This is a genomic window from Pseudomonas brassicacearum, from assembly GCF_003732225.1.
In the GTDB taxonomy this organism is placed as follows: domain Bacteria; phylum Pseudomonadota; class Gammaproteobacteria; order Pseudomonadales; family Pseudomonadaceae; genus Aquipseudomonas; species Aquipseudomonas brassicacearum_E.
In genome coordinates this window covers 239,121-264,004 of sequence record NZ_MOBJ01000003.1, presented here as the reverse complement: position 1 = coordinate 264,004, position 24,884 = coordinate 239,121, and the positions used below count along the sequence as shown (strand labels likewise).

13 protein-coding genes are annotated in these 24,884 nt (G+C 59.0%); 8 read left to right on the top strand and 5 right to left on the bottom strand.

The window, feature by feature from the left end; genetic code table 11:
• The first annotated feature begins 367 nt into the window (after positions 1-367).
• The 6 genes from BK659_RS04150 to BK659_RS04120 all read left to right on the top strand — a co-directional run bounded on the left by BK659_RS04150 (position 368) and on the right by BK659_RS04120 (position 10,259).
• A complete protein-coding gene (locus tag BK659_RS04150) occupies positions 368-2,377 on the top strand; it encodes a type VI secretion system Vgr family protein (protein WP_123423855.1) in 2,010 nt (669 codons plus the stop codon).
• Positions 2,367-3,104, top strand: coding sequence for a DUF4123 domain-containing protein (locus tag BK659_RS04145; RefSeq protein ID WP_123423854.1), 738 nt, complete (start codon positions 2,367-2,369; stop codon positions 3,102-3,104). Before BK659_RS04150 ends, BK659_RS04145 begins: the two co-directional genes overlap by 11 nt.
• Positions 3,104-7,909, top strand: coding sequence for an RHS repeat-associated core domain-containing protein (locus BK659_RS04140; protein ID WP_123423853.1), 4,806 nt, complete (start codon positions 3,104-3,106; stop codon positions 7,907-7,909). The genes BK659_RS04145 and BK659_RS04140 overlap by 1 nt, the downstream gene beginning before the upstream one ends.
• A complete protein-coding gene (locus BK659_RS04135; protein ID WP_123423852.1) occupies positions 7,906-8,322 on the top strand; it encodes a hypothetical protein in 417 nt (138 codons plus the stop codon). Before BK659_RS04140 ends, BK659_RS04135 begins: the two co-directional genes overlap by 4 nt.
• A gap of 391 nt (positions 8,323-8,713) precedes the next feature.
• A complete protein-coding gene (locus tag BK659_RS04130; protein ID WP_019691444.1) occupies positions 8,714-9,037 on the top strand; it encodes a hypothetical protein in 324 nt (107 codons plus the stop codon).
• Between the two features lie 385 nt (positions 9,038-9,422).
• Positions 9,423-10,259, top strand: a complete 837-nt coding sequence (locus BK659_RS04120; RefSeq protein WP_123423850.1) for a 23S rRNA (adenine(2030)-N(6))-methyltransferase RlmJ — start codon at positions 9,423-9,425, stop codon at positions 10,257-10,259.
• Positions 10,260-10,368: 109 nt separating this feature from the next.
• Here the strand turns inward: BK659_RS04120 and msrA are convergent, their stop codons facing one another.
• The 5 genes from msrA to aceE form a co-directional block, all read right to left on the bottom strand.
• Positions 10,369-11,016, bottom strand: coding sequence for a peptide-methionine (S)-S-oxide reductase MsrA (gene msrA / locus BK659_RS04115; RefSeq protein ID WP_123423849.1), 648 nt, complete (start codon positions 11,014-11,016; stop codon positions 10,369-10,371).
• Between the two features lie 70 nt (positions 11,017-11,086).
• Positions 11,087-13,780, bottom strand: a complete 2,694-nt coding sequence (locus BK659_RS04110) for a sensor domain-containing phosphodiesterase (protein ID WP_123423848.1) — start codon at positions 13,778-13,780, stop codon at positions 11,087-11,089.
• Between the two features lie 424 nt (positions 13,781-14,204).
• Positions 14,205-15,608: an alkaline phosphatase D family protein gene (locus BK659_RS04105; RefSeq protein ID WP_123423847.1), complete on the bottom strand. Its 1,404-nt coding sequence runs from the start codon at positions 15,606-15,608 to the stop codon at positions 14,205-14,207.
• A gap of 335 nt (positions 15,609-15,943) precedes the next feature.
• Positions 15,944-17,572 carry a dihydrolipoyllysine-residue acetyltransferase gene (gene aceF, locus BK659_RS04100; protein ID WP_123423846.1) on the bottom strand — a complete coding sequence of 543 codons (1,629 nt, stop codon included), beginning with the start codon at positions 17,570-17,572 and terminating at the stop codon, positions 15,944-15,946.
• Between the two features lie 11 nt (positions 17,573-17,583).
• Complete coding sequence (gene aceE / locus BK659_RS04095) at positions 17,584-20,229, bottom strand: pyruvate dehydrogenase (acetyl-transferring), homodimeric type (RefSeq protein WP_123423845.1); 2,646 nt, start codon at positions 20,227-20,229, stop codon at positions 17,584-17,586.
• Positions 20,230-20,611: 382 nt separating this feature from the next.
• Between aceE and glnE the strand changes: the two genes are divergently transcribed.
• Together glnE and waaF are read left to right on the top strand one after the other, a co-directional pair.
• Entirely contained in the window at positions 20,612-23,551 is a 2,940-nt protein-coding gene (gene glnE / locus BK659_RS04090) for a bifunctional [glutamate--ammonia ligase]-adenylyl-L-tyrosine phosphorylase/[glutamate--ammonia-ligase] adenylyltransferase (protein WP_123423844.1), read from the top strand.
• A 297-nt stretch (positions 23,552-23,848) separates the two neighbouring features.
• Entirely contained in the window at positions 23,849-24,883 is a 1,035-nt protein-coding gene (gene waaF / locus BK659_RS04080) for a lipopolysaccharide heptosyltransferase II (protein WP_123423843.1), read from the top strand.
• Position 24,884 lies beyond the last annotated feature (1 nt).

The following is a 24,884-nucleotide window of genomic DNA, read 5'->3' as shown; positions in this document are numbered from 1 at the left end:
GGGCCGTTTTTTTTGGGCACAGATTCAGGTCGCCACGCGGTCCCCGTAGCAGCTGGCGCAGCCTGCGTTCGGGCGCGCAGCGCTCGTAAAACCATCCTTCGCGGTTTACCTGAAGAAATGCTGTGAATGATTTTACGACTGCTGCGCAGCCGAACGCAGGCTGCGCCAGCTGCTACGGGGATCGTGTTGTGGCTCAAGAAGGCGTCAACGCAGTCCGTCCGACAGGAATGTCTGTAGTCGTTCATCCCATTATTTGAAGGAAAACTCTCTAAAAAATCAGGGCAAATCTGATTTTTCTGACCCTTGATCAACCCCCCTTGTCGCTCATGCAGAATCGCCCGCTTTCATTCTGCTTCAGAGGCATCGGATGCTCACGTCTGCCAATCAACCGCGTTTCACGTTGACCCTCGACGGCGTCCAGAATGAGCTCAAAGTGCTTGAGTTCACGGGCAAGGAAGCCATCAGCCAACCTTATCGTTTCGACCTGGAACTGGTCAGTGAATGCCCGGACCTCGACCTCGAGAACCTGCTGCATCGTCAGGCCTTTCTCGGTTTCGATGCGCAAGGTTCCGGTATTCACGGTCAGGTGTATCGCGTCGCCCAAGGTGACTCCGGCAAGCGCCTGACCCGCTACCAGGTCAGTCTGGTACCGCGGCTGGCCTATCTCGATCAACGTATCAACCAGCGAATCTTCCAGCGTAAAAGCGTTCCCGACATCATCTCTCTGGTGCTTGAGGAGCATGGCATTCTGCGTGATGCGTTCGACTTTCGGCTGGATAGCGAATACACCGACCGCGAGTATTGCGTGCAATACGCCGAAAGTGATCTGGCGTTCATTCAGCGTCTCTGCGCCGAGATCGGCATTCACTTCCACTTCCAGCACAACCCGAACGGTCACCTGTTGGTGTTCGGTGACGATCAGACGTTTTTCCCCAAGCTGGCGCAGCCAACGCTTTACTTGCCAGGCAGTGGAATGGTCACCGACCAGCCTGCGATCAAGCGCTTCAACGTCCGCCTGGAAACCCGCACTACCGCAGTCACCCGTCGCGATTATGACTTCCACAAACCCGGCCTGTTGCTGCATGGCTCTGTCGACAGCGAGCAGCGTCCGGTGCTGGAGGATTACCACTACCCCGGTCAGTTCACTGATCGCGAACACGGCAAGCACCTGGCGCAACGGGCGCTGGAACGTCACGGCGCGGATTTCCGTCAGGCTGAAGGTCGCAGTGACCAATCGGCGTTGCTCACTGGGCATTTTCTGAAGATCGCCGAACACCCGCGCACAGAGTGGAATGACCTGTGGCTACTGACTGAAATCGAGCACCACGGCCGGCAGCCGCAAGTGCTGGAAGAGTCCGCCGACAGCGGTGACTTTCAGGGCTATCGCAATACCTTTCTGGCGACGCCGTGGGACGTACCGTTTCGTCCGCCATTGGCCGAAAACAAGCTGCGAGTACCGGGCTACCAGAACGCGATCGTCACTGGACCGAAAGACAGTGAAATCCATTGCGACGAGTTCGGGCGGGTCAAGGTGCAATTTGCTTGGGACCGAGAGGGGCAGCTCAACGAGCATTCCAGTTGTTGGCTGCGAGTGGCCAGTGGTTGGGCTCATGACCGCTATGGCAGCGTACTGATTCCTCGGGTGGGAATGGAAGTGCTGGTAGGGTTTGTCGATGCCGACCCGGACAAACCCTTGGTCATGGCCTGTCTGCCGAATGGGGCCAATTCGGTGCCACTCGACCTGCCGGCGGACAAAACCCGCAGCATTTTTCGCAGCCAGAGCAGTCCCGGTGGCGGCGGCTACAACGAGCTGCGCATCGAGGATCGCAAGGGCGCCGAAGAAATCTATCTGCGTGCCCAACGCAACTGGACCCAGCACGTTCTGAACGATCAACGCGTGCAAGTGGACAACCAGCGCAGCGTGGTAGTGACCGGCACCTCCCGCCATGAACTGAAGGCTGACGAACAGCGCATCACCCACGGTCAGCGCCAAACCGAAGTGAAACTGGACGATCACCTGGTAGTGGTCGGCGACCGGCACATTCGGGTGACCAGTCAGGCGCTCAATGCCAGTCAGCAATTCCATGTCAGCGCCGGCCAGCAAGTGGTCATCGACGGCGGTGCCAGCGCGACCATTCAGGCGGGTGGGCAGTGGATCAACATCAGCGCTGCCGGGATCTTCAGCAGCGTGCCGATTCAGCTTGGTGGTGCGCCGATACCGGCCATGGCTGCTGCGCCGGCCTTGCCCGATACACCGTTGAAACTCGTCGCAGCCACGGCAGCGCTGTTGAGTGCCGCACAGATTCTGAGCCTCAAAAGCGACGCGCCGTTCTGTGAAGAATGCGAGCGTTGCAAGGAGGGTGTCTGTGCAGCCTGATGCCTTGTCACCTCGTGCCTGGCTGGAGCGCCATCCGCTGAAACCTTCCGAGCAGTTGTTCGCGGTGTTCGGCAATGCCAGCTCTGCTGAGCCCCTTAAAGCCTGGCAGCGCTCGATCACTGCGCAAGCACCGAGCCCAATCTGGGCCGACACCGCTTATACCGAGTGGGGACCGGTGATGCCTTATGTCGGAATCGTCGCTGCTGGCAGTGAGTTTCTGGAATGGGTCGCCACCACTGAATCTCGCGACTGGGGATGGCTAGCGGTTTCTTCTGCCCCGCAAGAGGGGCTCGTCGACCATCTGCGCAGCCTCACGCAAGCTCTGTTACCTAATGGCAATGCGGTGTTTTTCCGTTTCTGGGACGGACGTTATTTGCTGCCGATTCTTCAGTCTGCACAGGTTGATGTCGCTCAACTGATGCCGCTGATCGGGCGCTGCCTTATCAATGGTCAGGCCCTGGAAATCGGTGGCCGCGCGCTGGAAACATCCAGGGCTTTTCCATGGTGGGAGATTCCCGGCGCGCTATTGGAGCAACTCGCGGCCCAGTCTGCCGCTACTCGAATCAACAACCTGCTGAAGTGGTTGAGCGAGGATCGCCCTGACCTGCACGAGGCGTTTTCCGAAAGCGTTTTGCGGCACAAAGTCGCGATCTTTCTTGAAGCGCCTGACCTTCCTCAAGCACCGAAAACCGCCTTGGTGGATTACCTGATGGCGGAGCTGAACTGATGGATCAGGTCGTACGTATCGAGCAGGAACTCGACAGCTTCAAAGACACCCTCAGCCTCTACCGCCAACAACTCGACCATTGGTTCCTCCGGGCCGCCGACAAGGTCAGCCACGCTGCCGATATGCCGTCGCTGATGGGCATGGATCGGCGGATCAAACTGGGGAACACCAGCACGACGGTCAGCACCGGTGATGACGATTTTATCTCCAGTGTGGCGCAGTGTCCGGCCAGCGGCATTCTGGAAATCGAGAGCAAGTTCGAATCGGTCTACGACATTCCGTTGGGGAATATTCAGGTCGATGTGATTGCCGTGGCGGGCGGAGAAAAGACGCCGGTCATGCTGGATGAAAACGGCAAAGGGAAGTTTAAGGGCGTCGCCGGGAAGTTCTATCGCGTTCATGTCCACAGTGGAGTGACCCCGGAGCAAGTCGATAAGCTTTTTTCCTCTTACGACGGCTTGACCAAGGAACTGGAAGGCTGGCTGCGCAGCGAGTGGAAAGGGTTCAAGCCGCAGTGGTCGCAGCAGTCCGCTTCGGCCTCGCTGCTGGCGGTGGGCAACGGTTTGCTCGCCGGCAGTTGGGCGGCTATCGAAGGGGTGTGGGACAGCATTGGCCTGATTGGCGAGATCCTCAAAGACCCGACGAAGTTTTCCGAAAGGCTCGGCAGCAGCGCCGATGCTCTGGCTGATCTGGCGCAAAAATCACCAGAGGTGATGGAAAAAGCCCTGCTGCTGGCCAGTGACGAAGCGGCGCTGTGTCTGTTGCTGCGCACCGCGAGTTTGTGGCTGGAGGCGCTGCCGCCGAGTCAGATTGCCGGGTCTACGGCACAGACGGTTTCGAAGCTGGTGGTCGAGTTGGTGATCGATCTGCTGATCGGCATCGTGCTGAGCTTTTTCGGGGTGGGCATCGCCTATCTCTCGGTGCGGCTGCTGCGGTATGGCAAACACATCGTCGATGCCGGCCTGCGCTTCGTTGCGGCGATGTTCAAGATCATCGACAGCTTCATGGGCTACGTCGACCGCTACAAAAAAGTCGCCGCACGGGGTGTCGCGGCGGGCCTGAAAAAAGGTCGGATGCAGCTGCGTTGGAATGGTCGCAAGAACACCACGCTGAGAAAAGACGAGCCTCACGTCGACGCTCCGACTCAGGCGAAAAATCCCAACGGCGCCAGCGCCGATTCGGCAGATAAAACCGCTACCAACAAATGCCCGGTGTCGATGGTTACCGGCGAAGAACTGCTGACCTTGATCGATGGTTCTTTGGACGGGATTCTGCCATTCGACTTCACCCGGCTCTATCGCACCAGCGCGGCGGAGATTGATTGCGGCCTCGGTTTCGGTTGGAGTCATAGTCTCGCCCATCGGCTGGAAATCGACGGCGACAACGTCATCTGGATCGACCACGAAAACCGTCGCAGCACTTTCCCATTACCGAACGTCGAGCGCCCGGCGATCCATAACAGCCTGTCGCGGGCGGCAATTTATCTGGGCGATGAACCCGAGGAGCTGATCCTCGCCCAGGCTGGCGAAGACGCGCGTTTCTATCACTTTCATAACGGCCGGCTGACGACGATCAGCGACGGTTACGACAACCGCCTGCGTATCAGCCGTGACCGCTTCGACCGGATCAAACGACTCGACAATGGCGCCGGTCGTGCCTTGCTGTTGCGTTATGACCGCCAGCATCTGATCGCTGTCGACTATCAGGTCTTTCGTCCGGCCGACAATCTCGACGACGCCTGGAAGACCGAGCAGACGCTGGTCAGTTATCGCTACGACGAACGCGATCAACTGATCGAAGCGACCAACGCCGCCGCCGAAAGCGAGCGCTACGACTACGACGATCAGCACGTGATTTTGCAGCGGAAACTGGCCGGTGGCGCGAGCTTCTTCTGGGAGTGGGAAAGGTCCGGTAAGGCTGCCAGATGCATTCGGCACTGGGCGTCGTTTTCGCAGATGGACGCGAAGTATGTCTGGGATGACCAGGGCAGTGTCACCGTCCTGAACATCGATGGCAGCGAAGAGGTTTACGCCCATGACGATCGGGCGCGGCTGGTGCGCAAAGTTGAGTTGGATGGAGGCGAACATCTCAAGGCCTATGACGACAAAGGCCGGCTGATTGCCGAGCAGGATCCGCTTGAGGCTGTCACTGAATACCGTTACGACGAGGTCGGACGGCTTGTCGCGCTGATTCCGCCGGAAGACGAACCAACGGCCTACGAGTACCGCAACGGTTTCCTGCATGCGCGGTATCGCGGCAAGGCCGTGTGGACGTATCAGCGCAATGTTCAGGGTGACGTCACCGAAGCGACCGATCCCGACGGGCATGTCACTCATTACCACTACGACGCTCAGGGGCGGCTGCTGTCGATCCGTTATCCGGACACCAGTCGGCATGTGTTCGTCTGGAACGGTTTGGGACAACTGGTCGAAGAAACGCTGCCAGACGGCGGCCAGCGTCGGTTTACCTACGATGTTTTGGGTCGGCAGATTACTCGTCGGGACGAACACGCTGCCGTCACCCACTACCAATGGGATGCCGTCGGACGACTGATTCAGACAACGCTTCCCACCGGTGCCAGCCGCGCCTTCAGCTACAACGCCTACGGAAAAATCATCGCCGAACGCGATGAACTGGGCCGCGTCACCCGATTTGAATACGCCGATGACCTGCACCTGGTCAGCCGCCGGATCAATGCCGACGGCACGCAACTGCGTTATCGCTACGACAACGCGCAGCTGTTGCTGACAGAAATCGAGAACGAATCCGGCGAGAAGTATCAGCTGGACTACACGCCCAACGGCCTGATCCAACAGGAAACCGGTTTCGACGGCCGCCGTACCGCCTACGCCTACGACCTCAACGGCCACCTGCTGGAGAAAACAGAGTTCGGCGATGACGGGTCGCAACGGGTTACCACCTACCAACGGGACTCGGCAGGGCGGTTGCTGGTCAAGACCCTGCCCGACGGTGTCAACGTCGAGTATTGCTACGACCGCCTTGGCCGACTGGTCAGCGTCGATGACGGTCACGACCACCCGCTGGAGTTCGAGTATGACCAGCAGGACCGGCTGATCACCGAACACCAGGGCTGGGGCACCTTGCGCTACGGCTACGACGCCTGCGGCCAGCTTAATCGTCTGCGCCTGCCGGACAACAGCGCACTCGACTATCACCACGCCAAGGGTGGTGCGCTGACGGCTATCGACCTCAACGGCACACGGCTGACCACGCACGTCTTTAACGCAGGGCGTGAGCAACAACGCCAGCAAGGCCAACTGCTTAGCCAGTACCACCATGACGAACAGGGCCGGTTGCAATCCCACGCGGTCAACCAGTCAAACCGACCGCTGTACATGCGCCACTACAGCTATGCGGTCAATGGCAACCTGGCTGCCATCGCTGACAGCCGCCACGGTCAGCGCAGCTATTACTACGACGCGCTCAACCGCCTGACCCGCGTGCGCCATACCCGCGGCGAGCCCGCGCAAAGCTTTGAACACGACCCTGCCGGCAACCTGCAAATGCACGATCGCCCAGGCCTGGCGACGATCAAAGGCAACCGCCTGCTGCTGCAAGGCGACCGTCATTACGACTACGACGTCTTCGGCAACCTGATCCGCGAACGTCGCGGCACCGCACAGAAACTCGTCACCGAATACCGCTACGACTGCCAGCACCGGTTGATCGGTATCACGCTGCCGGATGGCAGAACCGCCAGCTACCGCTATGACGCCTTTGGCCGTCGCATCGCCAAAACCGTCGACGGCCACACCACCGAGTTCTTCTGGCAAGGCGACAACCTCGTCGCCGAAAGCAGCAAAGAGCACTACCGCAGCTACCTCTACGAACCCGGCGGCTTCCGCCCCCTGGCCATGCTCGACGGCAAAGGTCCGCGCAAGGCCTGCCCGTTCTACTACCAACTCGACCACCTCGGTACACCGCAGGAACTGACCGATTACGGTGGCGAGATCGTTTGGTCGGCGAAGTACAACGCCTACGGAAAAGTCAGCCACCTGAGCCACGGCGCCGACGAAAAACTCGACCAGCCACTGCGTTTCCAGGGACAGTACTTCGACGCTGAAAGCGGCCTGCACTACAACCGGCATCGCTACTACAATCCGGACATCGGCCGCTACCTGACACCCGACCCGATCAAGTTGGCGGGCGGGTTAAACGGCTACCAGTACACCCCGAATCCGACGGGGTGGGTTGATCCGTTGGGGTTGAGCGGAAATTGTCCGCCGCCGAACAAGCCAGGTTGTAAGGCGCCGGATGATGTTGGTGGGGCCAAGGTTGATGAGGGTGAGCCGCCGCTGCCGAAGCTGACGGGTGAGGAGCGGCGAGAGAGGATTGAGGTTCTTAAGGAGGAGGTTGCTAAGCGTTGGGTTGAGCGTTTTGAGGCTAAGTACCCTGGAATGCACTCCATCGGTAAGCATAGTGTCGAGGTTCCTGATGCGGTAATTCGACAACGTGCAATAGATGGGACCGATCCTATAACCAAAAAGAAATCAAAAAAAGGGGGGAACTTGAGCTCTCAGTATAAAAGTTGGAATTTACAGATGCATACGTTGAATGATGATATGACGAGGGTTGTTAGAGGTCTGCCCCAATTTACTGGGGTTGATGTAAATGATAATCCGATTGTTCGGCGTGAAAATAAAAATGTGGGGAGGGGTTATAAACCCAATAAAAAAGACTCTCAAAATCCTCGTCTTATGGAGTCAATGCATGGCTCTGAGACGAAATTTAGTCAAGGAAAAAATCCTGTGCCATTTACGTCACACCCGGTGGATATAAAATGATCAAGCATCCGTTCATAGATGTTGAGTACCAACCTACTGTTCGCGGGATAATTGGGGTGTTTGATATATATGATCGGGAGCATACTCTTGGTCTAGAACTCGAAAAATACAACGTTAATATTTCTGCTGATAGAAGAGTGCTCACGAAAAAATATATCGTAGAAAGCTACGATTATTTGAGTTATAGGCATAAATTTTTACTGGTTGCTGTCCTTGATGCTGCACTGCAAGACGAATCATATGATTTTCAGGCATTGCTAGAGCATGACTGCGAAAGCACCAACCGATTTCCGGATTACTGGGATGTGATGGAAAATCCCCGGGCGTTTTTTGAAGATATTTACAGTGTGCTGAGTGATGAGTGGAAAGACGAGTTGCTAAAAGCCAGCCTCGAAGATCAGTCCACCTGGTAATAATCAGTGGACGATTTACGACCGCTTCGCGCTCGATCGCGGGCAAGCTATGGGTATCTACACATTTTTCAGTTCTGGTCAGATCACCTGTAGGAGCTGCCGCAGGCTGCGATCTTTTGGCGTCTGCAAGAACGCCGGATCAAAAGATCGCAGCCTGCGGCAGCTCCTACGAGAGAATTGGTGGTCATCAGAGATGTGTAGATACCGATGCCGCGATGACGGTTCATCAAGCGGCGAAGTTTCTGGGCAAACCCGTCGGAGATTTCCCGCACGTTGTGGCGGTGTGCATGAACTGGTGCGAAATGAGTTCAACCGATAGCCTTTGGTGGTCACTGACAATTCAGTGGTGGGGTGTAGGAACCCTTCAATATCATCGGATTGGAGATCTCAAATGCCATCACTTCACCCCGATCCACCCTACGTTCCGCCAACTTCCCATCCTTCCAACCGCTACATGGCCCTCACCAGCAACTGTAGCGACATGCCCACCCTGTTCGTCGACACCCACGCGCCGCTGGATATCCTGCATGACGCTGCCGGTTATCGCATTCGCGCCGTGACTCAGGTGCTTGAAAACCTGGCCATGCGCGGGGAGATTGCCAGCGATTCGGTGATTCTTAACGACTTTGCGTTGCTGTGTGCCATTCCCCTGCGCGATGGTTGCGATCTGCTGGACGTGATCGGACGACGGTTGCAGGCTCGGCCTTCGGCGTAACGTCACGCGTTTTTTGGCGAGGGGGCTTGCCCCCGTTCGGCTGCGTAGCAGTCGTAATCCCGGCAAATGCGGTATGTCTGAAAAACTGATCGCCGGTTTTTGGGCCGCTTTGCGGCCCAGCGGGGGCAAGCCCTAATGCCTGTCAGTTAAGGCACAAACCTGTGGGAGCGAGCCTGCTCGCGATGACGGCATAACATTCAACATCAATGTTGACTGACCCACCGCTATCGCGAGCAGGCTCGCTCCCACATGGATTGCGCTTAACTGACCGGCATTTGGGCAAGCCCCCTCGCCACAGGTGATGCGTTGTTCCATCCGCTCGGCTGTGAACCCCTGACGTTGGGCGCGGTACAAGGTAAACTTCGCCTCCTTCGCAGGAGCAGCCATGAATTATCGTCACGCCTTCCACGCCGGCAATCACGCCGATGTGTTCAAACACCTGACCTTGACCCGCCTCATTGCCTTGATGTCGCGCAAGGAGCAGCCGTTTGCCTATCTCGACACCCACGCCGGCATTGGTCTGTATGACTTGCAGGGCGATCAGGCGAGCCGTACCGGTGAATACCTGGAAGGCATCGCACGCTTGTGGGGCGAACAGGATCTGCCGCCGCTGACCGCCGATTACATGCGTGTCTTGCATGAGATGAACCCGGATGGCGAGTTGCGCTACTACCCTGGCTCGCCAGAGCTGGCGCGGCGTTTGACCCGTCCGCAGGACCGGGTGTTGCTCAACGAGAAACACCCGGAAGACGGGTTGTTGCTCAAGGACAACATGAAGGGTGATCGCCGGGTCAAAGTGCACTTGGGCGAAGGCTGGCATGTGCCGCGGGCGTTGTTGCCGGTGCCGGAGAAGCGTGGGTTGATGTTGATTGATCCGCCGTTCGAGCAGCTCGATGAGATGCAGCGTTGTGCTGCGTCGCTGAAAGAGGCGATTGGCCGGATGCGCCAGACCGTAGCAGCGATCTGGTACCCGGTGAAGGATCAGCGGATGTTGCGTCGTTTCTACCAGGACCTGGCTGGCACCGGCGCGCCGAAGTTGTTGCGCGTGGAGTTGTTGGTGCATCCGCTGGATACGCCGAACAGCCTGAACGGCTCCGGGCTGGCGATTGCCAATCCGCCGTGGGGGCTGGAGGAAGAGTTGCGCGAGTTGCTGCCGTGGCTGTCGAAGAAACTCGGCCAGACCCAGGGCGGGTGGCAGATGGATTGGTTGATTGCTGAGTAGCAGCTACAAGCTACAAGATCAAAAGATCGCAGCCTGCGGCAGCTCCTACGAGGTATTGAGATTCCCGTAGGAGCTGCCGCAGGCTGCGATCTTTTGCTTTAAGAAGCAATCAGATCGGGCAAGTCACGCCCGTACCACCAATCCCGCAATACCCCTCAGGGTTCTTTGCCAGGTATTGCTGGTGATAGGCCTCGGCAAAGTAGAACGTCGGGGCTTCTTCGATTTCGGTAGTGATGGTGCCTTTGCCGGCCTTGGTCAGTTCGGCCTGGAACACCTGCTCGCTGTGCTTGGCGGCTGCCAACTGAGTCGGGTTGGTGGCGTAGATCACCGAACGGTACTGAGTGCCGATGTCGTTGCCCTGGCGCATGCCCTGGGTCGGGTTGTGCAGTTCCCAGAACATCTTCAGCAGCGCTTCGTAGCTGACTTTTGCCGGCTCGTAGACCACCAGTACGACTTCGCTGTGGCCAGTCAGGCCCGAGCAGACTTCTTCATACGTCGGGTTCGGGGTGAAGCCGCCGGCGTAACCCACGGAGGTGCTGACTACGCCCTCACGCTGCCAGAACTTGCGTTCCGCGCCCCAGAAGCAACCCAGGCCGAAGATTGCGAATTCCACGTCGGTCACGAACGGGCCCAGTAGCGGGGCGTCGTGGACGAAGTGTTTTTCGGGCACGGTCATTGGGGTTTCGCGGCCAGGCAGAGCTTGTTCTTTAGTAGGGAGCACGTTTTTGTTCACCAGAATTTCCGAGCGCAAGACCATGATCAGTCCTCTCAGTCAGATTGAAATGTAAATAGTCAGACTAGCAGTGTGCCCGAGTGTTACAGCGCTGTCAGGCGATTGGGCCACGCGGGTAGCGTTTGAGCTTCTCGATCAGTTCGGCGCCCGGGATCGGCCGGTCGAACAGGTAGCCCTGGCCGACATCGCAACGGTGGCGACGCAGGAACGCCAGCTGTTCGGAGGTTTCGATGCCTTCAGCGACCACTTTGAGCTTGAGGTTGTGGGCCATGGCGATCACGGCCGAGGTGATTTCCATGTCGTCCTGGTTGTCCGGGATTTCATGGATGAAGCTACGATCGATCTTGATGATGTCGATCGGGAATTTCTTCAGGTAGCTGAGCGACGAGTAACCGGTGCCAAAGTCGTCCATGGCCAGGGTCAGGCCCAGGCGCTTGAGTTGATCGAGCTGCAAGTGCGTATCTTCGGTGGCTTCCAGCAGCAGGCCTTCGGTCAGCTCCAGCTCCAGCAGGTGTGCGGGGAGCTGTTCTTCCTTGAGGATGTTGGCAATCGATGACACCAGGTCCGGGTCGGAGAACTGCTTGGGTGACAGGTTGATCGCCACCTGCAAATTGCCCAGCCCGGCGGCGGTCAGTTCGATGCTCTTGCGGCAGGCCTGACGGGCGATCCATTTGCCGATGGGAATGATCAGGCCGGTTTCTTCGGCGACGCTGATGAACTGATCCGGGCGGATCATGCCCTTTTCCGGATGGTTCCAGCGCAGCAGCGCTTCCATCCCCAGCAAGCGCCCGGAGCGCAGGCACAGCTTGGGCTGGTAGAACACGTCCAGCTCGTTCTGGGTCAGGGCGCGGCGCAGGTTGTTTTCCACGAACAGCTTGTAGCTGGCCTCGGCGTTCAGCGCTTCGGTGAACACCTGAACCTGATGTTTGCCGTTGGCCTTGGCCTTGTGCAGCGCCAGCCCTGCGTTGCGCATCAACGTTTGCGGGTCGCGGCCGTGCAACGGCGCGCAGGCCAGGCCCACGGAACCGGTGACGCTGATCAGCTGGTTGTCGACGAACATCGGCTTATCCAGTGTCATCAGCAACTGGCTGGCGATGTGTTGGCCGACTTCAAGATTGGTGTCATCCAGCAGTACCGCGAATTCGTTGCTGGCGAAACGCGCCAGACTGCCGCTCGGGCTCAGGCTGTTGCGCAGTCGCCGGGCCAGGCTGATCAGCAGTTTGTCGCCGGTCTGGTGGCCGAGGCTGTCATTGATCCGCTTGAAGTTGTCGATGTCCACCAGCAACAGGCAGATCGGGCTGTCGCTGTCGCGGGCGAAACGCTCATCGAGGTTGCGGATGAACGCTGGACGGTTGCCCAGGTTGGTCAGGTTGTCGGTGTAGGCCAGGCGCTCGATGCGTTGCTGGGCGAGCTTGGTCTGGGTGATGTCTTCGTAGATGCCGATGTAGTGGGTCAGTTCACGGTTGTCGCCGTAGACCTTGGAAATCGATAGCTGGCCCCAGTACGGTTCGAGGTTTTTCCGTCGGCTCTTGAATTCGCCTTGCCAGCTGTTGCTCTTGGCCAGGCTTGAGGGCGCGTCGAACAGCAGCTCGCTGAGGTTCTCCAGTGCCGGCAGTTCCGACAGCCGATGGCCGTGGACTTCTTCGGTGCTGTACTGGGTGATCGCGGTGAAGCTCGGGTTGACGTACTCGACCACACCGTCGCAGTTGACCAGCAAAAAGGCGTTGGCACTTTGTTCGACTGCGCGTTGGAACAGGTGCAGGGCGCTGGTGGCGGTGCGGCGGTTGTGGTTGTTGATGACCTGGGCGAACTGGTCGGCCAGCTCGCCGGCGAAGGCGATTTCGTCTGACTGCCAGGCGCGGGTCATGCCGGTTTGTTCGAGGCACAGCACGCCCACCACCTGGCCGTCGACGCGGATGCTGGCGTCGAGCATGGCGTTGACGTCGCGCGGGCGCAGGCTCTCGGCCATGTGCCGGGTGCGTGGGTCGCGCATGGCGTTGTGCGCGTCGATCGCGCGGCTGGTGTGCAAGGCTTCCAGATAATCCGGGAAGCTGCTGGCGTCGATCACGTCCGGCATCCGGTACTCTTGAGAGGCACGGTGGTACGCGGAAATCGGCACCAACTGCTGACCTTCGAGATTCCACAGGCTCGCGGAGTCGATTTCGTAGATGTCGCAGGCGCTGCGGGTGATCAGTTGGGCGGCTTCTTGCAGGGAGTTGCCGGTGCTGTAGCGCTGGCGGGCGAGGAGCAGGATCAGGTCTTGCTGGGCGCGAACGCGCTCCAGATGCAGCAGTTGTTCCTGCTGGGCGCGCTGGTTCAGTTCCAGGGCAATTTGCAGGCGCGAGTTCTGGGTTTCCAGGTCCAGCGCCGGCAGCAGCGGATCATCCGCAAACAAACCGTCGACCACCAGCAGATAGCCGCGTAGCAGGTGGCGATTGTGTTGTTTGTAGGCTTCGCCCAATTCGAGCAGGCTGAGGGAGCCTTGGGCGGTGTGCAGCGTGTAGCGGATCAGGTAATGCGGGCTTGTAGTCAATTGCTGCTGGATCGCATCGTGCAGTTGATAGCGCGCTTCGGGTTCCATCAGGCTCGCGTAGGGTGAGCCGACCAGCGCGCAAAGCTCGACGGCGGGCAAGCCGAACTGGCGTTCGCAATTAGGGTCAAGGAACAGCAGCGCCCAGCTTGGTTCATTCAGCCGTTCGAAACGCAGCATGCCGAGCCGCGAGGGCACAGGCAACTGCGTCACTACCTCGGCCACCATACGGCTGGCGGCATCGGGATGGCTTTTCATGGAAGAAACTCGCTTCGAAAATGCTGATCGCGCCGGGCTCACGCCCTCTTTACTGTTGCCTGCGGCAAGGTTGCATCATGCGGCACAGGCTGACAAGTGAGGATGAAGGCTAAGTGCTATAAGAATGTATCGGCAGGCAGCTGCATTTCTGCAATAAGCTGCTGAAACGATTACGGAGCGGGTATTTGGCGTCAGGATTTCAGCTTTCGGTAGCTCTTGTAGCAGCTGCCGAGCCCGCGAGGCTGCGTTCGAGGACGAAGTCCTCGCAAACCCAAACCCTGAGTCCACGGTATTCCAGCAAGAACGCATTGCCTGATTCAACGACTGCTTCGCAGCCGAACGCAGCCTCGCGGGCTCGGCAGCTGCTACGGAGCGGTGCTGCATCGTATTTCAAGGTTGCAAGGTCGAAGGCGAGTGAAGCGTTCTACAGAGTGCTGCGCAGCGCGATGTTGACTGATTGCAGAGGGTTGCCATCCCGGTCGTGATAGCTGACGCGAATCTGCTCTGTATCGATGATCAAATGCGCGAAGTTATCCTGACTGACCACTTTGCAGGTCAACTGGTGCTGATAATCGCCCGCGTCGGTCCGCACCAGCGGTTGGTCGAGTATGAAGGTCGAGGCTTTGGCGTAGGGCAGCAGTGCGCTGTTGCACAGGGGCGATGAGACGATGGTGTGAACCTCGAAGTCCGGGTCTTCGCTGTGGCTCAGGCGGCTGGTGAGTGAGCCATGAACGTCACCGGAAACGATGATGACGTTCTTGAGCTTGTGGGTTCGGATGGTTTCCAGCAGGCGCAGACGCTGCTCGGGGAAGGCCTTCCAGGCGTCGTCGCCATGGTGCTTGCGGTCGGGGTAGAACATCACGCTGGTAACCACGAACTTGACCCGCGCCGGGCTGTTGATCAGCCATTTGAGCAGTGCCTGCTCCTGTTCTGCATCGAGGATGCGTCGATCATCGGCCGAGAGATTGCGCCGGGTTCGACTGTCGGTGACGAACCATTCGATATCCCCCTCGGCAAACTGATACCAGTAATGCCTTAGTTCGCGGCTGGGTTGCCCGTCGGGCAGTAGTTCGTGAGCGGGGCTATGACTGGCCTGATATAACTCATAAGCCGCCATTGCATTTTTATAGAGGTAGTGGTCGGCTCTACTTTCGTTGGCGGGCCAGTTGTCTTCTATTTCGTGGTCGTCGAGGATCATGTAAGTAGGGAACGCGGACATCAACTTCTGAATATGCGGCTGAGAAAAGGCGTTGCGATACTTGCTGAGGATTTCCTGGTACTCCCGATCGGGGCTAATAATATTCAGGTCATCGACATAAATCTGATCGCCCGTCATCAACAGGGCACTGATCGGGGGTGATGCTTTTTCAGCCAGTGAGTGGATAGCCGCAAAAATCCTGTCGCCCTTGGCGGGGGCCGACGGCACGCCCAGCGTCATGCGCAGGTAGCGGCATGAGCCGACGATATAGCTGCGTGTTGCGGTGGTTTTGCTCGACGCGGTGCGAAAGCGGTAGATTCCTTTCGGCCATTGCAATGGCAGCTCTTGCACCGTTTCCACGGTGTGCACCGGGCTCATGGTGCTGAACCAGCCGGCCTGGTACTCGAAGGTGGTATCGGGGGCGAGGTTGTTGAGTGCGATAACGTCGGACATGTCGCGCAATGGCGTCAACGCTACAAACTGACCTTTGGACCAGTGAGCATCACCGGCGCGGCGATAGCGTATTCCGGCAAATACCGGAGAGTGCTTATTGACATCGCCGCGTAAAAAGATGCGTGCATGGTTAGTTGTTGTATGGCCAATAATCGGGCCGACAGTAGGTTTAAACATTTTCGAGTCCGTTCGAAGTGTCACTGTGAAAGTTAGAGTGTTTTGTAAAAGCAGTTAATATGCTTTGTTGGCGCTATCCTATTGTTCGTTGGGTGATAAATATTGATGGGTAAGTGGACTTTGGCTGTGGTCTGAATAAGCCACGGAAGTAGTCTCGACTGTTATCGGCAGTAGGAATACATCCAGCATTTAAATGATCGCTGACGGTATTGTGACGTGGCGAGTGTTTTTCAGGCAAAAAAAGCCCCGCCAAATTGGCGGGGTTGAGGTACGAGCGTGGCGCTCGGAAAGCGTGGAACGCGAGTGGCCCTCCAGTGAAGGAGGGCCGCTCGGTCTTACAGCAGGATGGTGCGGATGTCGCCCAACAGGTCGCTCAGACGCTTGGTGAAGCGTGCGGCAGCGGCGCCGTTGATCACACGGTGATCGTAGGACAGCGACAGTGGCAGCATCAGTTTCGGCTGGAAGGCTTTACCGTCCCAGACTGGCTGAATGGTTGCCTTGGAAACGCCGAGGATCGCCACTTCCGGCGCGTTGACGATCGGCGTGAAGCCGGTGCCGCCAATGTGCCCGAGGCTGGAAATCGTGAAGCAGGCGCCTTGCATGTCGTCTGCCGTGAGCTTTTTGTCGCGGGCTTTGGCAGCCAGCGCAGCGGCTTCGGCAGCCAGTTGCAGCAGGCTCTTCTGGTCGACGTTCTTGATAACCGGTACCAGCAGACCTTCAGGAGTATCTACCGCGAAGCCGATGTTCACGTACTTCTTGCGGATGATCGCCTTGCCGCTTGGTGCCAGCGAACTGTTGAAGTCCGGCAGTTCCTTGAGCAGGTGCGCGCAGGACTTGAGCAGCAATGGCAGGATGGTCAGCTTGACGCCAGCCTTCTCTGCAACGGCTTTCTGAGCGATGCGGAACGCTTCCAGCTCGGTGATATCAGCCGAATCGAACTGAGTCACGTGCGGGATGTTCAACCAGCTGCGGTGCAGGCTCGACGCACCGATTTGCATCAGACGGGTCATCGGCACTTCTTCGATTTCGCCGAAGCGGCTGAAGTCCACGACCGGAATCGGCGGGATACCGGCACCGCCGGTTGCGCCTGCGGCTGGAGCTTCCTTGGCCTTCTGCATCATGGCTTTGACGTAAACCTGCACGTCTTCCTTGAGCACGCGACCGTGTGGGCCACTTGGGCTCACCGCGTTCAGCTCGACGCCGAATTCACGGGCCAGCTGACGAACCGCCGGGCCTGCGTGAACCTTGGCACCGCTTGGTGCTGGAGCAGATACCTGCGCCGGAGCGGCCTCGACTTTTGCAGCAGGTGCAGCAGCGACGGGCGCAGCGGCTGGAGCTGGAGCTGGAGCAGCAGCTTGTGCCGGTGCAGCAGGTGCCGCAGCACCGACCACTTTCAGCTTGAGGATAAAGTCGCCAGTGCCGACTTCGTCTTCGAGTTTGACCGCGATGCTTTCCACTACGCCGGCAGCCGGCGAAGGGATTTCCATGCTGGCCTTGTCGGACTCCAGGGTGATCAGCGATTGATCAGCCTCAACGGTGTCGCCAACCTTGACCAGTATTTCGATGATCCTGGCCTTGCCCGACGAGCCGATGTCCGGGACGTGAATGTCCTGAACGGTGGCAGCAGCAGGCGCAGCGGCAGGCGCTGGAGCAGCTTGCGGTGCCGGCGCAGCAACAGGTGCTGCAGCGGCCGCAGGAGCAGCGGCCGGAGCCTCAGGTGCCGCAGCGGCACCCTCGACTTCCAGTTCCATCAGCTCGTCGCCTTCTTTCAGGCGATCGCCCAGCTTCACTTTCAGGCTCTTGATGACGCCGGCCTTGGGGGCCGGAATTTCCATGCTCGCCTTGTCCGACTCAAGTGTCAGCAGGCTCTGGTCAGCTTCGATGCGATCACCGACCTTGACCAGCAATTCAATTACTTCACCTTCACCGCTGCCGATGTCAGGTACGCGAATGAGTTCGCTCACAGAGTGTCTCCTCAGCAGTCCAGTGGGTTGCGTTTTTCCGGGTTGATGCCGAACTTGGCGATGGCTTCAGCCACCACCTTAGGTTCGATGTCACCACGGTCAGCCAGTGCTTCAAGGGCTGCCAACACCACGAAATGACGGTCGACTTCGAAGAAATGACGCAGTTTCTTGCGGCTGTCGCTGCGGCCGAAACCGTCGGTGCCCAGCACTTTGAATTCCTTGGACGGAACCCACTGACGGATCTGCTCGGCGAACAGCTTCATGTAGTCGGTAGAGGCGATGACTGGACCTTGACGGCCGTTCAGGCACTCTTCGACGTAGCTCAGCTTAGGCTTCTGGCCAGGGTGCAGACGGTTGCTGCGCTCTACGGCCAGGCCATCGCGACGCAGTTCGTTGAAGCTGGTAACGCTCCACACGTCAGCGCCGACGTTGAACTCTTCACGCAGAATCTTCGCCGCTTCACGGACTTCACGCAGGATGGTGCCGGAGCCCATCAGCTGAACGTGGTGCGCCGCTTCGCGGGTGTCTTCTTCGAGCAGGTACATGCCCTTGATGATGCCTTCTTCCACACCGGCCGGCATGGCTGGCTGCTGGTAGGACTCGTTCATCACGGTGATGTAGTAGAAAACGTCCTGCTGCTCTTCGGTCATCTTCTTCATGCCGTCCTGGATGATCACCGCCAGCTCGTAGCCGTAGGTTGGATCATAGGTGCGGCAGTTCGGGATGGTGGCAGCCAGGATGTGGCTGTGACCGTCTTCGTGTTGCAGGCCTTCGCCGTTCAGCGTAGTGCGGCCGGCGGTGCCGCCGATCAGGAAGCCACGGGTACGGCTGTCGCCAGCGGCCCAGGCCAGGTCGCCGATACGCTGGAAGCCGAACATCGAGTAGAAGATGTAGAACGGCAGCATTGGCTGGTTGTGGCTGGAGTACGAAGTACCGGCCGCGATGAAGGAGCTCATGGCGCCTGCTTCGTTGATGCCTTCTTCGAGGATCTGGCCCTTCTTGTCTTCTTTGTAGAACATCACCTGGTCTTTATCGACTGGCTCGTAGAGCTGGCCGACGGACGAGTAGATGCCCAACTGACGGAACATGCCTTCCATACCGAAGGTACGGGCTTCGTCCGGGATGATCGGAACGATGCGCGGGCCAATGTCCTTGTCCTTGACCAGTTGCGCGAGGATCCGCACGAAGGCCATGGTGGTGGAAATTTCACGGTCGCCAGAGCCGTCGAGGATAGCTTTGAGGGTATCCAGCGATGGAGTCGGCACGCTGAAGCTCTGCGCGCGGCGCTGTGGTACGAAACCGCCCAGTGCAGTGCGGCGCTCGCTCAGGTAACGGGCTTCGGCGCTGTTTGGCTCTGGCTTGAAGAACGGCAGGTTTTCCAGCTCTGCGTCTTTGACCGGAATGTCGAAGCGGTCGCGGAACAACTTCAGGCTCTCGACATCGACCTTCTTGGTGTTGTGCGCGGTGTTCTTCGCTTCGCCGGCACCGGTGCCATAACCCTTGATGGTCTTGGCCAGGATGACGGTCGGTTGTTCTTTGTGGTTGACCGCTTCGTGGTACGCCGCATAGACCTTGTACGGGTCGTGACCACCACGGTTGAGCTTCCAGATTTCGTCGTCGGACAGATCGGCAACCATCGCCTTGAGTTCTGGCGAGTTGAAGAAGTGTTCACGCACGAACGCGCCGTCTTTGGCTTTGTAGTTCTGGTACTCGCCGTCGATGACTTCGTCCATGCGGCGTTGCAGGATACCGTCGACGTCTTTGGCCAACAGTGGGTCCCAGAAACGGCCCCAGATGACTTTGGTCACGTTCCACTGAGCACCGCGGAACACACCTTCGAGTTCCTGGATGATCTTGCCGTTGCCGCGAACCGGGCCGTCGAGGCGCTGCAGGTTGCAGTTGATGACGAAGATCAGGTTGTCCAGCTTCTCGCGGCCGGCCAGGGAGATCGCGCCCAGGGATTCCGGCTCGTCGCACTCGCCGTCGCCCAGGAAACACCAGACTTTTTGCTTGCCTTCGGGGATAAAACCACGGGCTTCCAGGTACTTCATGAAGCGAGCCTGGTAGATCGCCTGGATCGGGCCAAGGCCCATCGATACCGTCGGGAACTGCCAGAAATCAGGCATCAGCCAAGGGTGCGGGTAGGACGACAAGCCCTGGCCGTCGACTTCCTGGCGGAAGTTGTTCATTTGCTCTTCGGTGATGCGGCCTTCCATGAACGCACGGGCGTAAACGCCTGGCGAGGTGTGACCCTGGAAGTAGATCAGGTCGCCGCCGTGTTCGTCGGTCGGGGCCTGGAAGAAATAGTTGAAGCCGATGTCGTACAGGGTTGCGCTGGAGGCGAAGCTGGAGATGTGACCGCCCAGGTCAGAATCTTTCAGGTTCGTACGCATCACCATGGCCATCGCGTTCCAGCGTACCAGCGAGCGAATGCGGCGTTCCATGAACAGGTCGCCAGGCATGCGTGCTTCGTGGGTAACGGGGATCGTGTTGCGGTATGGCGTGGTGATGGCGTAAGGCAGTTGCGAGCCACTGCGGGTCGCGAGTTCGCCCATACGGGTCATCAGATAGTGAGCACGGTCTTCGCCTTCTTTGTCGAGAACCGATTCCAGGGCGTCCAGCCATTCCTGGGTTTCGACGGGATCGAGGTCTTGCATGGCTTGCTCCAGGGCGGAAAGGCTTCCAGAATCGGTTGCCTGAGTTAGCGACTGGCCTTGTGGGCAGACGTTATAAATTCTTGGAATGCCGGAGGTTGATTCGGCGGCGTGTAGTTTTACTACAAATCGTCGACCATTTCAGCCTTTCGAATGTATATACGAGTAGTAAAACTACAGAAGACTGGCTTGTGGCCTCCTGCTGCGTTGTGAGAATAATCGTTACTGTTGGTCTTTAGCTAACCGAGACAGGTGGAAGTTTGATGCTGGCTGCCAAAAAAAACGAAATTTCAGCTATTTCTAACTTTTGTTCGACACTCCTTTGCGTAGTGCTTTTCATGCGTTCACTACAGACAGCCCTTTCTACGCCGATCAAGGATAGACCATGAGCCTCCCTTCGCTTGCCGAACTGCCGGCCATTCTCCTTCCATTTGTCAGCCGCGCCGAGCAGTCGTTCCGTGCGGCTGTTGCCCTGTTTGACGATGATCATGGCCTGTCGACCTGGTCGCCTGAGCGCTGGGCAGCGTTTGCCAGAGTGACCGCCGCCAGCGACTTTGTCATTGAACAGAGCCTGCGTGACCCTTTGATGTTGCTTGAGCTTGTGCAGTCCGGCGAACTCGACCGAAGTTTCACCGCCGGTGAGTTGTGCGCGCAGATCGCGGCCGCTGTGCAGACGGCTACCAGTGACGACGAACTGGCTCGCGTGCTGCGCCGTCAGCGCAACCGCCAGCAGGTGCGAATCATCTGGCGTGACCTGACCCGTCAGGCCGATCTGATCGAGACTTGCCGCGACCTCTCGGACATGGCCGATGCGAGCATCGATCAGGCTTATCAATGGTTGTATCAGCGCCATTGCCAACAGTTCGGTACGCCCACCGGTCGGCGCAGTGGCGAGCCGCAGCAAATGGTCATCCTCGGCATGGGCAAACTCGGCGCGGTCGAGCTCAACCTGTCGTCGGACATCGATCTGATCTTCGCCTACCCCGAAGGTGGCGAGACGGTCGGTGTAAAGCGTCCGTTGGATAACCAGGAATTCTTCATTCGTCTGGGGCAGCGGCTGATCAAGGCGCTGGACCCGATGACTGTCGACGGTTTTGTATTTCGCGTCGACATGCGCCTGCGGCCGTATGGTTCGTCCGGCGCGCTGGTGCTCAGCTTCAATGCGCTGGAGCAGTACTACCAGGACCAGGGTCGCGACTGGGAGCGTTACGCAATGATCAAGGCGCGGGTGGTGGCCGGCGATCAAGTGGCGGGCGCGCAGTTGCTCGACATGCTGCGGCCGTTCGTTTATCGGCGTTATCTGGATTTCTCGGCAATCGAAGCGCTGCGCACCATGAAGCAGCTGATCCAGCAGGAAGTCCGGCGCAAAGGCATGGCCGACAACATCAAGCTCGGCTCCGGCGGTATTCGTGAAGTTGAATTTATCGCCCAGGCCTTCCAGCTGATTCACGGCGGTCGTGACCTGAGTTTGCAGCAGCGTCCGCTATTGAAAGTTCTCAGCACGCTTGAAGGGCAGGGTTACCTGCCGCCGGCGGTGATCAGCGAGCTGCGCGAAGGGTATGAATTCCTGCGCTACACCGAACACGCGATTCAGGCGATTGCCGACCGTCAGACGCAAATGCTCCCGCATGGCGAACACGATCAGGCGCGCATTGCCTATATGTTGGGTTTCGCCAATTGGACGGCGTTCCATGAGCAACTGATGTATTGGCGCGGCCGGGTCGACTGGCACTTCCGTCAAGTGATTGCTGATCCGGATGAAGAGGACGGCGAGGAGAGCGAAGTGGTGGTCGGCGGTGAATGGCTGCCGCTCTGGGAGGAAGCCCAGGATGAAGACGCCGCCTGCCGTCAGTTGGAAGAGGGTGGTTTTGTCGACGCGCCCAAGGCCCTGAAAACACTCGCCAGCCTGCGCAGCAGTCCGCAATTGCGGGCGATGCAACGTCTGGGGCGCGAGCGGCTCGATGCCTTTATTCCGCGTTTGCTGGCGCAAGCGGTGGAGCACGCCAGCCCGGACCTGGTGCTGGAACGCGTGTTGCCGCTGGTTGAGGCGGTGGCGCGACGCTCGGCTTATCTGGTGTTGCTCACCGAAAACCCCGGGGCGCTGCGACGCCTGTTGACCTTGTGCGCAGCCAGCCCGTGGATTGCCGAGCAAATCACTCGCTTCCCGCTGTTGCTCGACGAATTGCTCAACGAGGGGCGACTGTTCAAGCCGCCGTTGGCGCCGGAGTTGGCCGCCGAATTGCGCGAGCGATTGACGCGTATTCCCGAGGATGACCTCGAACAACAGATGGAAGCCTTGCGGCATTTCAAACTGGCGCACCGCCTGCGAGTGGCGGCCTCGGAAATTGCCGGCAGCCTGCCGCTGATGAAAGTCAGCGACTACCTGACCTGGCTCGCCGAAGCCATTCTGGAGCAAGTACTGACCCTGGCCTGGCGGCAGACGGTCGCCAAGTACGGCTCGCCGCAGCGTACCGACGGCACCTTGTGCGATCCGGGTTTCGTCATTGTCGGTTACGGCAAGGTTGGCGGGCTGGAGCTGGGGCATGGTTCGGACCTGGACCTGGTGTTCATCCACGACGGTGATCCGCAGGCGGAAACCGACGGTGCGAAACCGATCGACGGCGCGCAGTTCTTCACCCGTCTAGGCCAGCGGATCATCCATTTGCTGACCACCCAGACCAACTCCGGCCAGTTGTACGAAGTCGATATGCGCCTGCGCCCTTCTGGCGCATCGGGGTTATTGGTCAGTTCGTTGGGGGCGTTCGAGCGTTATCAGGAAAACGAAGCCTGGACCTGGGAACATCAGGCGCTGGTGCGGGCGCGGGTGCTGGTCGGCAGTCAGGATGTCGGCCAGTCTTTCGAAAAAGTCCGGGCGAAGGTTCTGGGCCGTGCACGCGATTTGCCCAAGCTGCGCCAGGAAGTCAGTGAGATGCGCGCCAAGATGCGCGACAACCTGGGGAGCAAGGGCACCGCGGCCGGCACCGCGCCAAATGCCTTCGAAGCCACGGCGCCGTTCGACCTGAAGCAGGACGCCGGTGGTATCGTCGATATTGAATTTATGGTGCAATACGCCGCTTTGGCGTGGTCCGACGCGCACCCTTCGCTGCTCCGCTATACGGATAACATCCGCATTCTGGAAGGCCTGGAGGAGGTCGGGTTGATGCCCGCCGAAGACGCCAGCCTGCTGCGTGAGGTGTATAAAGCCTACCGCTCCGCTGCTCACCGCCAGGCCCTGCAGAATGAGGCGGGGGTGATTCCGGGTGACCAGTTTGTGGCCGAGCGTCGCGAAGTGTTGCGGATCTGGCGCGAGCTGGGGTTAAGCTGAAACAGGATGGTTGAAGCGCCGAGTACCCAATGTGGGAGCGAGCTTGCTCGCGATAGCGATCTGACAGTCACTATTGATGTTGAGTGTGACGGCCCCATCGCGAGCAAGCTCGCTCCCACAGTAGATCTGCGGTGTTTTGCAGATTGAAGGTAACCTGGTTGCATCGCATGGATGTGCACAAAATTGATCCGGCGAGCCCCTGCGGGCTCGTCCAAATGACCTGGCAGCCAAGGCGGCAGGTGCTGGATTCTCGAGGCGGGGAGGCGTATGCCTCCCCGGTTTGTTTTTGGAAAACACATGAAAATTCTGATCGTTGGGCCCAGTTGGGTCGGTGACATGGTGATGGCGCAGACACTCTTTCAGTGTCTGAAACAGCGTCATCCTCAGTGCGAAATCGACGTGCTGGCCCCCGAGTGGAGTCGGCCGATCCTTGAGCGCATGCCCGAAGTCCGCCAGGCCTTGAGCTTTCCGCTCGGCCACGGCGTGCTGGAGCTGGCAACGCGGCGGCGGATCGGCAAGTCCCTGGCCGGCCAGTACGATCAGGCGATTCTGCTGCCCAACTCGCTGAAATCGGCGCTGGTGCCGTTCTTCGCCGGCATCGCGAAACGCACCGGCTGGCGTGGCGAGTTCCGTTACGGCCTGCTCAACGACGTGCGCACCCTCGATAAAGAGCGTTACCCGCTGATGATCGAGCGCTTCATGGCGCTCGCCTATGAGCCTGGCGCCGAGTTGCCCAAGCCGTATCCGCGCCCGAGCCTGCAAATCGACCCGACCAGCCGCGACGCTGCGCTGGCCAAGTTCGATCTGGCGCTTGATCGTCCGGTGCTGGCGCTGTGTCCGGGTGCCGAGTTCGGCGAGTCCAAGCGCTGGCCCTCCGAGCACTATGCCAAAGTCGCCGAAGCGAAAATCCGCGAAGGCTGGCAAGTCTGGCTGTTCGGTTCGAAGAACGATCATGCGGTCGGCGAAGACATTCGCTCGCGGCTGATTCCGGGCCTGCGTGAAGAGTCGGTCAACCTCAGTGGCGCTACTTCGCTGGCCGAGGCCATCGACTTGCTGTCGTGCGCCGACTCGGTGGTGTCCAACGACTCCGGCCTGATGCACGTCGCGGCGGCGCTGAACCGTCCGTTGGTGGCAGTCTATGGCTCGACGTCGCCGGGCTTTACGCCGCCGCTGGCGGAGAAGGTCGAGATCGTTCGTCTGGGCATCGAGTGCAGCCCTTGCTTCGATCGCACTTGCCGTTTTGGCCATTACAACTGCTTGCGCCAGCTTACGCCGCAACCGGTGAACGAAGCCTTAGATCGCCTGCAAGGCGCACCGGTCGAGGTCCGTTAAG